The following is a 10068-nucleotide window of genomic DNA, read 5'->3' as shown; positions in this document are numbered from 1 at the left end:
CATCGTCTGCCATCACAAGGTGTCCACCTATTTTGGTGGACACCTCATGCATCAGAGCACCCAAAAGCAAAAGGTGCAGGGAAATTCGCGCTTACACTCAAGTTACAGGGATGCGAAATTGTTTCGCGCACCTTCGAAGAATGCCGATGGCTTCATTGAATGGAACGAAGACACTGTGCGTCAGGCCGATTGCCATTGTCAGCGCTGATACCTGCAACCCGCCGAATTAGTGAAACTCTTGGGGCGCGACTTTCAACACTCAGAATGTCCGTTCCGGTTCGCAAGCGGCCATCACGACCAAGCAGCACGGCGTCCGCTGTAAGCTCACAAGCTGACGCTAGTGAGCACCGCCCCGCCTACGCCGTCCGCAGCATCGGCGACGGCGGCTGCGAAGGCCGGATCAGCCGCGAACGCAACCTGGTTGCTGGCAAGACCGAGAGCCACGGCGATGCGCCAAGCCATGGTGTAGGAGCCAAGCGCGTCGTACAGCACTAGAGCAGAAGTAGATGTAGGTAGGAGGACGTTGATACCTGAACCAGGCTAACGAAGACCGTCTTGCCTTTTTCGGCGACGAAGTTCGCAACGCAAAACACTTGACACCGATCCCCGTCATTCTAATTTTTTGGCGGGATGATCCCAGCAATTGAAGGATAATCGAAGACGATCAAGAGCGACGACCATGATCGACGAGAACCTCGCCCGCTTGCGTGCCCATCGCAACAACATCACCCGTTATCGCAGCCTGCTCGGGACCAGATTGTCGGATATCGAGGGTCAGTTCATCACGCGACGACTGTCTGAAGAGATGGCCGCGCTTCAACGCCTAACTCAGCCCGAGCCCCTAATCTATGTTTCAGAGCCTTCCGCGCCGGGGATTTCGGCAAGAGACATCGGCACGGTGGCCGGTCGTGGGAAACGGACGCTTCGATTGTGAAGCGTGCGGGCGGTCCCTTCATAGATGGTGGAGCCGATACGACTTTACAGATTGGAAAGGGCCGCTCGACCCGTAAGGCCTCACCGGGTTACCGCACCTCGTCGGCCCCGCTAAAATGCGCCCATGACCGAACTCGGATTAGAGCCGGAGGTGATCCACTCACAGCCTAGGCGGAAAACCGCTGAACAACCTAACCTACTGATTGGGCCAGCGATTGTGAGCCCCACGACGTGCATCAACTGTGACGATCACGGCTGGGTACCGGGACAGAACATCACCCTGATCAGATTTGGGCGACACAATCAATGAAGGTTGGCCCGAACGCTTCTTGCAATGCGCGCGAATGCGATCGGCCTTCAAAGAATCAAAAGAAATAGGAGCCAGTGAGCCCTTCTCACGTTGTCGCACTTGCAGCGATCGTTCTTGCCGCTGGCTTTACGCCGGTCATAGCTCAACAGAGCTCGCCATCGCAAAACCTGCAAAACGAAGCCGATAAAGGCATCAAGACTCACAACTCCGGTGCGTCGGGCTACGTCGGTGAACAGGACAGGCCAGGTTCCGCGGCGCAAGCGCCGGGCAGCAACTCCGGTCGCGCCGATTCCACGGCGACGGCGCCTAGCGCTCAGAATTCCGGGACCGGAATTGCCGGAGCACCTGGTAGCGAAAGCGGTCCCTCTCCCGCCGGTACCGTGGGTCAGAACATGTCGACCCAGCAACAGGACTCATCCAACGTCAAAGGTCTGCCGGGAAACAAGAGCGGCCCGCCCGCCAAACGTTGACGGCTCGTTGCTCGAAGGCGCGTGGCGTAATCGCCACGCGCCCTGATTGCTCTTATACCGGCAAATTATCGGTCATGCCGGGCGGAAGTTCATCTGCTTGCGACCGTTCCGCCAGAAGCTGTTTCTCGGCTTCAAACCAGAAGGCCTCCATGTCCCCGTTTGGCTCGCCCGCTGCACGCCAAAGCTCGTAGGCACGAATACGAATGTCTTCCTGACTTAAGTTTGGCATCGGTCGCTCCTCCTATTGCGCAAACCTTGCTCTAAAAGTTCTCGCGATCGATCTTCAGTGCCGCCGGAAAACGTATCGACGCTTAAGCCTTGCGGTTGTCGTCCGAGCGGCATACTCGATGCGATCTATGTCGGCGTTATCGGCCGCAGTAACGTCCAAACGCCAATTCATGTCGTTCGGATAACCTTCGTCGCATTCGATTTCGACCGCGATGACTAATTCGCCCCCCGGAAAGCTCCGGATCTCCCGCAGTGCTATCAGCTCCAGATCCTTCCTTGACACGCTGATCATTGCGAGGCTCCGCCGGCCATTTCCTCCGACAATATGTTGTGTTATTGCCTCGTTCCTAAAGCGTGAGACGAACAGCATGCCGTCTTGTCGCACACGTCAGGCACAGCAGACCCCCTCAGTTCTGGAGGAACCAGGCTCTCCGCGGTTCATTGTCGCTCGAGGAGGACGCCATGACTGACACGCCATCCCAAACCCAAACCTCAACTTTCGCTGCCGCCAACGAAACGGTCCGCGAGGTCGCACGCGATGTCCGCGAGGGGCTCGGCGACGGCAAGCCGCCTGGCCAGTGGAAGGCTATCGTCAGCGACCTAACGCGCGAGGCTCCGCTCGCATCGCTCGGAATCGCCTTCCTGATTGGATATGTATTGGCGCGCCGTTGATCGCTCTCCGCTCTTGGCGTCGAGGAGGAGGAACGTGCGGCCCTTCGAAGCCGAGGCCGCAGCCAACGGCAAGAACGCCGAATGCGTCAAAGCGCGCTGGCCAATATCCACGATAACCGCGGCACAGCCGCGACGCTGCTCGCTGAGGCCGGCGCAGAGATCGCCGAGGCGCTATGCTGGAGCGTCGACAAGGCGCAGAAGGTGATCGATCTCTACCTCGCCAGACGTGGCGTGCTGGCGGCCAATGCAATGCAATTTCGAGATCGAAAGACTGCACCACCGGAGTAGAAGCCAAGCAGCGGCTGCTGGAGGCGAATATGATCTGCGCCTTCAGTTTGCGGCTTCTACGGCGTGATGCGTCGCAGCGATGGCTGCCTGGTGCGCTGCGTCTAAACACTCTTGGAACCACCCATCGGACCATCGGTATGCATTCACCTTTGTTCTGCACGTGGATGCGCGTGCAGGAACACAGGCCGATGAGTTCGCATTGTCCATCAGTTTCATTTGTGCGTGAGGCCGATCATGCAAGTTCTTTGTAGAATGATCGCGATTGCAACAATCCCAGCTTGGATGGCGATCTACTCAACTCCTGCTGTCGGACAAAACTTCGATGACAGGTGGTCCATCATTCCAAGAGCTCACGCGGAGCCAGCTCCTGAAGGAAGCGACCAGACAAAGAAGGACGAAACGCAAACGCAACCTTCGACCACACAGCAAACGCAACCTCAGACTTCGGAAGAGCCCTCGAAAGATCGTTCAAGAGCTCAATCTCAGAATCGAGTCTTCTCCGGCACGGCCTCCTACTATTCTTATGCCAAAGGCAAGACAGCGAGCGGTTCATCGTTTGATCGTAATCGGCTAACAGCAGCGCACCGCCGCCTGCCCTTCGGTACCAAGTTGCGCGTCACCCACGGAAGCCGAAGCGTCATCGTCATAGTCAATGACCGCGGTCCGTTCGTCCGCGGTCGTGTCCTCGACCTTTCGTTGGCCGCGGCGCGGAGCTTGGGTATTACGGATCGTGGCGTGGCTCAGGTTCATGCGGAGGTGTTGTGAACATTCGACCACTCGAGGAGTATCGGACAGATCGCTTGTGCAGATAGATAGGTGACGAGGATCGCTGACGCTTCGCCTTCTCCGACTGCGCGGGTTGCTCGATAAGGGTCATAGGAAAAAAGGAAATCAACTGCTCGGCGGGCGACAGCCGGGCCGTCCCTCGCTGGGCAGCGCGAGTCTCGCTCGCGGTTCGCACGAGTTTTCAACCGCCGCTGCCACGAACAGCCAGCGAACAAGATTGTAAACCGGATGGAAACGGGCGGACCGACGTAAACCGGCCGCCCGAAAAAGGCTTTGAAATTATTGATGAATTTGGTCGGAGCGAGAGGATTTGAACCTCCGACCCCTAGTCTCCCAGATGCAAGTATAGCTTTGTTTTTGCTGAAATTTTTTGGCAACTCTGGATTTTTCCCGTCATTGAAATGACTACGCTTTCCATTTCGCATGGCAACCATTTGTTCGCGACGCGCGTTTCGCGAGACCTAGTAGCCGCTATCCATGTGGTCGGTACGAAAACTCGGCTGTGCGCATGCCCATTTTTTGCAAGAGATCAGGAAAAGCCCGATGCCAGTGCTTGCGACCTTCAGGCTCTGCAGAATAGCGCAGTGACTGACCCAGCGCGTAAGCCGCTACGTCTGCCATATCCAAAAGACCGGCCTGGTCCTCGGGCAGCTTTACGGATCTCGGGTCAATGCGCGTGAAGTGGCTCGCTTGCATTCGATTGACGGGCCCCCAATCCACTTGGGTAGCATCAGGATCGAACGCCAACCGATAGTATCGGGACCATCGGCGCGCGCGCCGGCGTGCCCGTGCACGCTGATCAATGGGGTTGGTCGATCGGTTTCTATCCCGGCATGGAGCCAGGCACATGGCGGAGTGGCATAGCCGCCACTCGAAGCCGCGCGCGAGGCTTTCGAGACCGCATGGTCGGAGCTACAGCCGAGCATTCCCGACAATGCCTTCGCCGAATGGCGCCACGATCGCGACTGGCGGGCCGAGGTTGCGGCCAAGCGGGCGCGGGGCGAGAAGCTCGACAGCGAAATCCGAAGCACGCTGATGCGCTGCGTCTGCGGCACCACATTCGACAGCTGGAAGCCGGCGGAGAGCTACCAGCACCGCGCACACATCACCGCCGCGCGGGCGGCCAATGGGATACGCCGATGAAGCACACCGAAGAACGACCCTATGCTGACCCGGAAGCGGCCGCGCGCAAGCTCGTCGAGCTCGCAGCGAGCGTCGACCCTGTCCAGGACGGCCGGATCTATATCGAGAGGATCAACGCGCCCTTCTTGTTCAAGCTGGAGGGCAGCGGCAGCGAATTCGGCGCCGGGCTCAAACACGCGATCGAGCGCGGCTGGCTCCAGATGCACGAGAGCGGAACTTACGTGCGCTTGCTAGGCTCGGGCGGCCTACTCACTCAATAGATCAGGGTAAAGGACAACCAGCCCGAGAGAAGCGCGCAAAAACCAATTCCCACATAAGGCAATGCAAGGCGCATCGGGTATTCCCTCCGAGACGCGAAATATGCCGTCAGTCTTTCATGGCGGTCGGCCGACGACAACGAATCTGAAGTTGTATCCTTGCGCTTCTTGCGCCGCGCGCCACCTGCAGCATGAAAGAGGCCGCCAACTGAGGCGGCCTGCCTTAATGCCTGCTGATCGGCTCAAATCTATCGAGCCTGGTTGCGCCTTCCCAAAGCTCTACCGTGTACCCGTCTACAAGCAATTTGGCTCGCTCCCTAGCCTCCGCCTCATCGTGTACCTCAAGGTCAACTCGGAGCGTTATGTGCCCCTCATCATCGATTATGTATGCGCGAAACTCTCGCATGACTCCGCCCAAAACACCGCCTCGTTCCGAAGCAGGAACGCTATCGAAATTAGGCGACAATTTCAAACTAGGCCACTGAGCCCGGAAACCGGCTAATGAACAAAAATGAGGTACAGGAGGGCTGCCGCCAGCAGGACGCCCAAAACCGTATTGGCATTGGGACCCATCTTCGAATCCTCTGCCCGTGGAGGCCCCAGCATCGGGCCGGGGGGCGTAATGATGCTGGGGCTTCCGGACAGGCTTCTGTCTCGTGGGACCGAGACCGTCACCGCATAACACAAGCCGGGCGCGACATAGACGTTCCCAGCCAAGTTCTAAATCTCCCCTGCGTGTGGCTGTTTCACACAGCGCGCGCTCGGCCGATCGGGGTCCAGCTGGTGCTACCCCTGCACCGTTGACGTTTTGCGCCGCGGGGATTCTGCCGAGCCAGGAACATCGTGGTTTTTGCCAAGTTTTCCCGACGCCCTCGGGCTCGCCGAAGGTAACCTCTAGGCCCCGGCTCATCCCCATTTGAGCTGGGGCCCTTTTTTGGGAATTGTATAGGCGCCCGCACGACGAAAAGCTTCGCAAGAGTTCCTTCACCTTGATCTAGGGATACGGCCGGTGGGCAATAGCGGGAGATCGCTTCGCATGGAAGATGGCGCTCAGCCGTTACCTCGGATGCGAGATACATGAAAATGTCAGGCATAACTTTCGTTGTTTACAATCCGCCCCAGCTGGGGCTCCCGTACCTTGCCGTGATGATTGCACCGAACGGCGAAGTCGTAGCGGTGCCATTCGAAACTCCAGCAGAGGCCGAAAACCACAACATTGAGATCGCTGCCAAGACTACGCGCTATGCGCCCGCGAGCAGTCGCGAATGACGCCCGCCATCTTGGGGCCAGCCCCGCTCCAAATCCGCCATCCCCACAAACACCCCCGTGGTGCGGCTGAATCTTTTCGCCGCGCATCTCTTAGTGGATATCCGGGATTTTGCTGATTCGTTCCGGGCTGGAAGCCGCCGCCCGCGGTATATTTAAGTGGGCGGCGTTTTTGCTTTTCTCAGCGCCACACAACGAAACGGCCTCGCACATCGCCGGTCGTTCGGCGCAGTTGAATCAGCGCGCATTTCCGGTTGTTCCCGATCTTTAAGGCGGGCGTAAGATGTGTTCTATCCCGCCCAACACGTCTTCAATAGGAACGCTGGCGCTCGAACAGCATTTGAATCACGCTTCGGGCCAGTCCAATTCGTCCCAGAGCGCTTTGCACATCGCGACTGCGCGGCTCCAGCACGCTCGCAACCCTACCGCTGGAGCCGCCTTTTCGGCGCGCTGAGGCTTTTCCCATGCATGCACTCGTCACAATCTTCGTTCACTTTAGACAGATCGCGACTTGACTGGGGCCCATGTGAAGAATCCAAACAACAATCCAAATTGCGACAGCGGCAAGTGCCGCTACTCCGCAGGAGAGGTCCGGAGCTACCCCGACAGCCATCCTCCGCTGACCCTATGCAGAACGTGCTGGGCGCACGAGAGTGCGCGCAGGAGATTTAAGACTGGCCTGCCTGCGCTGAAGTGGGCGCCGGGCGACGGACGCGTCAGCGTTCGGTCCGCATATACGGATGAACTCAGACCTCGGTTGAAAAGAATCCGCAGCGGCATTCAAAGAAAGTGATGCTTCACCTCGCGGATGCCCAGACCTTGTTTTCGAATTTCCGAGATGCTCCAGATAAATGCGCTCAACACGATTGAAACGGCGAGCAGGAGCAAAAGGTCACGGACCATGATGTCCTCCCTTTTGCTGTTCAATCGGGGAATAAGCCCAACGTTCGTAGCCGAGCCGTTCGTGGCCAGGCTGCAACGGTCACGAATTCGAGGGCTCGCAGCCGGGTGGCGGCGCGGCTTATCGTTGCTGGACGGCTTATGAAATCACCCAGTTGATCAGGCGCCAACTGGTCCATCCGATGGCGCCGAACCACACAACCGAGGCCGCGCCGGCGACGGATAAGAACACGACTGGCAACAGATAGCCATCAGTCCATCGACGGTCGTTGACCGGCGAGGTTTGCTCAGTCCTACTAAGCAGGTCGTCCCGTCTCGGAAAGACGGACATATCGGCTGAAGAATGACTTAGAAAATCGCTCATTGATGAATGTCCGTTTAGGGGCGCGCGATCACCGAGATCTCGCTATAGTTGCTCGATCACGACCGCGGCTGACACGCGCAGAAAAGGCCCGTTCTGATCTCGCAATTCGATTTTGGTCACGCCCGGAGTGCCACGGCGCGATCCATCCAAAATCGCCTGACCTAGCAATTCCAGAGCCATCTGCGGGGCCACGCAGGTGTCCGGCAATTCGACGCCCTCGTCGTCGATGATCGTGTCGGCATCACTGAGAATGTCGAAATAGATGGTGGGCATGCGGCGGAAAGAACCGGCATAAGTACTGGGGGTTCCTATTTTTCCCGGCTGCCGATTGTCTGCACGGTTGGGTGCAGACGTGGTGCTGCATGCGGGATATGCAGCCTGGAGTCACGGTTCCATCGATGCGACTGAACAAGCACCGCCATCGAAGGAACACCTCAGACAGGATATATCAGCCTGATAGCCAAGACGGTCGTAAACGCGCCAAGGGCGATGACAGCAATTTTGAAATGAAGATCCTTATCCAAGCCACTTGCCTCCACTCACTCAGCGGCGTCAGCCCCTGGCCACTGGCAAACCGGAAAAACCCGGCGGCCCTTGGAGGAGACCGCCGGGCTGATCCGCCGATCACACCACTTCAATGGCTGACAGGCTGAATAAATGGCGCTGGCTCGTCTGTCCGAATCCCGACAAACCGTCTCGGTTTAGTCGGACGTGTGGCCGACAAGCCACGTCCCCAGCTTGCACTCCCCCTGCCTGGCTGCAGCCGCTTGTAGCTCAGTGGTAGAGCGGCTGACCTGTAATCAGTGTGTTGCCGGTTCGAGTCCGGCCACGGGCGCCAGCAAGCCATCGCGCAGGAACATCGTGGCTAGTGCCAAGTTTTCCCGACGCCCTCGGGCTCGCCGAAGGTAACCTCTAGGCCCCGGCTCATCGCCATTTGAGCTGGGGCCCTTTTCTTCCGGGACAAGGATCTCAAGGGGAAGACAAGAGCAGGCGAATATTTGAATCGTCGCTGGCTCGCTGCCAGAGTTGGCGGAGCGGACTCGGCCTACCCCCTTGATCCCTCCGGAGCCGGGGCCGTTCTCTTCGCCTTTGTAGTATCGGAGTAGCGTATGCGTTCCTCGATCTCGCCAGCCGACCGCCTCGACCGCGACATCTATCTGGTGCGTGAAGACTTCGGCGCGCGCGCCGGTTGCGCCTGGCGGGAAACGGATGAGGCTGACACTGACCTCGAGGGCGTTCTGCAAAATCTCCTGTCCGGCCAGTACGCCTATCCGCTCCGAATTGTATCTTTCAATGCCGTCGAGGGGTGGTCGCGGGATGCGACTTCAAACAAACAAAAAGTCATTCGCCGTCATCAAGTCGGTGAAGTTTGCAAGCGTTACCTGATCAGCTCCCGCCATGATAATGGTGCTAGTTCCGCTCTGGGTGATGACAAGGTCACCAAACGAGTGCACACCCGCAACGTCAATGAAAGCGATCCTATCATCCTGGCATTGGCTGAAATCTTGGATGAGATTGTTGGCTCCAACAGTCATTAGACCATTGTCCTTGAATACAAACGTATCGGAACCTCCATGAGCATTGCCGCTCAGTTCACCATCTCCCCACATCTCATTGCTGACTGTGCAACCTTGCCCAGCCGTCCCCGCGTATAGGACATCGCTGCCGCCCTTAGCACGACCTGAAATTTGCGCCGCATCGCCCCATAAGAAGTTGTCGACCCGGCCGCTGTCAACGGCGTGGCCCCCGAAGATAAGATCATCGCCTCCTTGGGTCGCCCCGCCCATGACTTGCGCGTCTCCATAGAGCTGGTTCACAACATCCGTCACCGAACTGTCGCCGCCGCTGAGACTGTCATTACCTCCGCTGGTAGCGTCGAGCATCGTAACAGCATCGCCAACGGCGAAGTTCTTGGTACCCAGCAACGTCGCAAGGTCGTTCCCGCCTTGCGCATGGCCGGACATTGTGGCGCCGGCGTCCCCGTAAAAAGACACCGTGGAGCCGCCCTCGTTTATGAAAGTATCGTTGCCACCCTTGGCAAAGCCGGAGATGTCACCGCCGGCATCGCCATAGAAGGTCTTTGACATGATCGCCCCACCGGAGCCCGTGAAACGGTCGTCGCCTCCCTCAGCATGGCCGGACATGTTGCCTCCGGCATCACCGTAGAACACCTGCGTTGCGAACAAGGCCCCGTTGAAGGTGTCGTTGCCACCTTTGCTGTGGCCGGTCATGTCACCGCCGGCATCCCCGTAGAATGTGTTGCCTGAGTCCGTTCTGGCGGTGAATGAGTCATCGCCGCCCTGGGCGTGACCGGACATGTTGCTTCCGCTATCACCAAAAAAGATGTTTCCAGCCTGCCTAGTACCCGGAATCAGAGCTGAGTGATACGGCGGCCTTTGAAGGGGCGTTGACGAACCTTTTTCTTGGTCCAGACGAAGGGCTCGGCTTTGT

The 10068-nt window shown here is 58.2% G+C and carries 11 protein-coding genes and 2 pseudogenes; 7 read left to right on the top strand and 6 right to left on the bottom strand.

What is annotated here, in order from left to right:
• Nucleotides 1–208 (top strand): hypothetical protein (locus ABIB95_RS46840; RefSeq protein WP_354249150.1); only part of this gene is annotated, 208 nt, incomplete at its 5' end.
• A 148-nt stretch (nucleotides 209–356) separates the two neighbouring features.
• Here the strand turns inward: ABIB95_RS46840 and ABIB95_RS46835 are convergent.
• Nucleotides 357–492 (bottom strand): annotated as a pseudogene (locus tag ABIB95_RS46835) (MFS transporter); the annotation flags it as partial.
• A 187-nt stretch (nucleotides 493–679) separates the two neighbouring features.
• Between ABIB95_RS46835 and ABIB95_RS46830 the strand changes: the two are divergent.
• Nucleotides 680–934, top strand: coding sequence for a hypothetical protein (locus ABIB95_RS46830; protein ID WP_354249149.1), 255 nt, complete (start codon nucleotides 680–682; stop codon nucleotides 932–934).
• 831 nt (nucleotides 935–1765) lie between these two features.
• Here ABIB95_RS46830 and ABIB95_RS46825 read toward each other — a convergent pair.
• The gene (locus ABIB95_RS46825; protein ID WP_080669714.1) at nucleotides 1766–1942 is read right to left on the bottom strand and encodes a DUF2934 domain-containing protein; all 177 of its coding nucleotides are present in this window, start codon (nucleotides 1940–1942) and stop codon (nucleotides 1766–1768) included.
• A gap of 54 nt (nucleotides 1943–1996) precedes the next feature.
• The gene (locus ABIB95_RS46820; RefSeq protein ID WP_245285774.1) at nucleotides 1997–2233 is read right to left on the bottom strand and encodes a hypothetical protein; all 237 of its coding nucleotides are present in this window, start codon (nucleotides 2231–2233) and stop codon (nucleotides 1997–1999) included.
• 170 nt (nucleotides 2234–2403) lie between these two features.
• Here ABIB95_RS46820 and ABIB95_RS46815 point away from each other — a divergent pair, with 170 nt between their 5' ends.
• The 4 genes from ABIB95_RS46815 to ABIB95_RS46800 all read left to right on the top strand — a co-directional run bounded on the left by ABIB95_RS46815 (nucleotide 2404) and on the right by ABIB95_RS46800 (nucleotide 5090).
• Complete coding sequence (locus tag ABIB95_RS46815) at nucleotides 2404–2613, top strand: hypothetical protein (protein ID WP_028160561.1); 210 nt, start codon at nucleotides 2404–2406, stop codon at nucleotides 2611–2613.
• An 81-nt stretch (nucleotides 2614–2694) separates the two neighbouring features.
• On the top strand, nucleotides 2695–2901 hold the full coding sequence (locus tag ABIB95_RS46810; protein WP_028160560.1) for a hypothetical protein: 207 nt from the start codon (nucleotides 2695–2697) through the stop codon (nucleotides 2899–2901).
• 234 nt (nucleotides 2902–3135) lie between these two features.
• Nucleotides 3136–3666, top strand: a complete 531-nt coding sequence (locus ABIB95_RS47470) for a septal ring lytic transglycosylase RlpA family protein (RefSeq protein ID WP_245285773.1) — start codon at nucleotides 3136–3138, stop codon at nucleotides 3664–3666.
• Nucleotides 3667–4826: 1160 nt separating this feature from the next.
• Entirely contained in the window at nucleotides 4827–5090 is a 264-nt protein-coding gene (locus tag ABIB95_RS46800) for a hypothetical protein (RefSeq protein ID WP_028160558.1), read from the top strand.
• A gap of 2043 nt (nucleotides 5091–7133) precedes the next feature.
• Here ABIB95_RS46800 and ABIB95_RS46795 read toward each other — a convergent pair.
• On the bottom strand, nucleotides 7134–7256 hold the full coding sequence (locus ABIB95_RS46795; RefSeq protein WP_259187926.1) for a hypothetical protein: 123 nt from the start codon (nucleotides 7254–7256) through the stop codon (nucleotides 7134–7136).
• A 403-nt stretch (nucleotides 7257–7659) separates the two neighbouring features.
• A complete protein-coding gene (locus ABIB95_RS46790) occupies nucleotides 7660–7890 on the bottom strand; it encodes a DUF6894 family protein (protein WP_049826547.1) in 231 nt (76 codons plus the stop codon).
• Between the two features lie 836 nt (nucleotides 7891–8726).
• On the opposite strand from ABIB95_RS46790, the pseudogene ABIB95_RS47465 reads away from it, so the two are divergent.
• Nucleotides 8727–8945: pseudogene (locus ABIB95_RS47465) on the top strand (hypothetical protein); the annotation flags it as partial.
• On the opposite strand, the gene ABIB95_RS47460 reads toward ABIB95_RS47465, so the two are convergent.
• On the bottom strand, nucleotides 8943–10068 hold a 1126-nt coding region (locus ABIB95_RS47460; protein ID WP_502917973.1), incomplete at its 5' end, for a hypothetical protein. The pseudogene ABIB95_RS47465 and the gene ABIB95_RS47460 overlap by 3 nt on opposite strands.

Origin of the sequence: Bradyrhizobium sp. LA2.1 (assembly GCF_040547725.1) — a bacterium.
GTDB classification, from domain to species: domain Bacteria; phylum Pseudomonadota; class Alphaproteobacteria; order Rhizobiales; family Xanthobacteraceae; genus Bradyrhizobium; species Bradyrhizobium barranii.
The sequence above is the reverse complement of the archived record's forward strand: the minus strand, read 5'-3'. Positions and strand labels throughout refer to the sequence as shown.

Bases quoted from the DNA above. Each gene is read 5' to 3' on its own strand.
- ABIB95_RS46795 (WP_259187926.1), bottom strand. From the start codon at position 7,256: ATGGTCCGTGACCTTTTGCTCCTGCTCGCCGTTTCAATCGTGTTGAGC.
- ABIB95_RS46830 (WP_354249149.1), top strand. From the start codon at position 680: ATGATCGACGAGAACCTCGCCCGCTTGCGTGCCCATCGCAACAACATC.
- ABIB95_RS47470 (WP_245285773.1), top strand. From the start codon at position 3,136: ATGCAAGTTCTTTGTAGAATGATCGCGATTGCAACAATCCCAGCTTGG.
- ABIB95_RS46825 (WP_080669714.1), bottom strand. From the start codon at position 1,942: ATGCCAAACTTAAGTCAGGAAGACATTCGTATTCGTGCCTACGAGCTT.
- ABIB95_RS46815 (WP_028160561.1), top strand. From the start codon at position 2,404: ATGACTGACACGCCATCCCAAACCCAAACCTCAACTTTCGCTGCCGCC.
- ABIB95_RS46800 (WP_028160558.1), top strand. From the start codon at position 4,827: ATGAAGCACACCGAAGAACGACCCTATGCTGACCCGGAAGCGGCCGCG.
- ABIB95_RS46790 (WP_049826547.1), bottom strand. From the start codon at position 7,890: ATGCCCACCATCTATTTCGACATTCTCAGTGATGCCGACACGATCATC.
- ABIB95_RS46820 (WP_245285774.1), bottom strand. From the start codon at position 2,233: ATGATCAGCGTGTCAAGGAAGGATCTGGAGCTGATAGCACTGCGGGAG.
- ABIB95_RS46810 (WP_028160560.1), top strand. From the start codon at position 2,695: ATGCGTCAAAGCGCGCTGGCCAATATCCACGATAACCGCGGCACAGCC.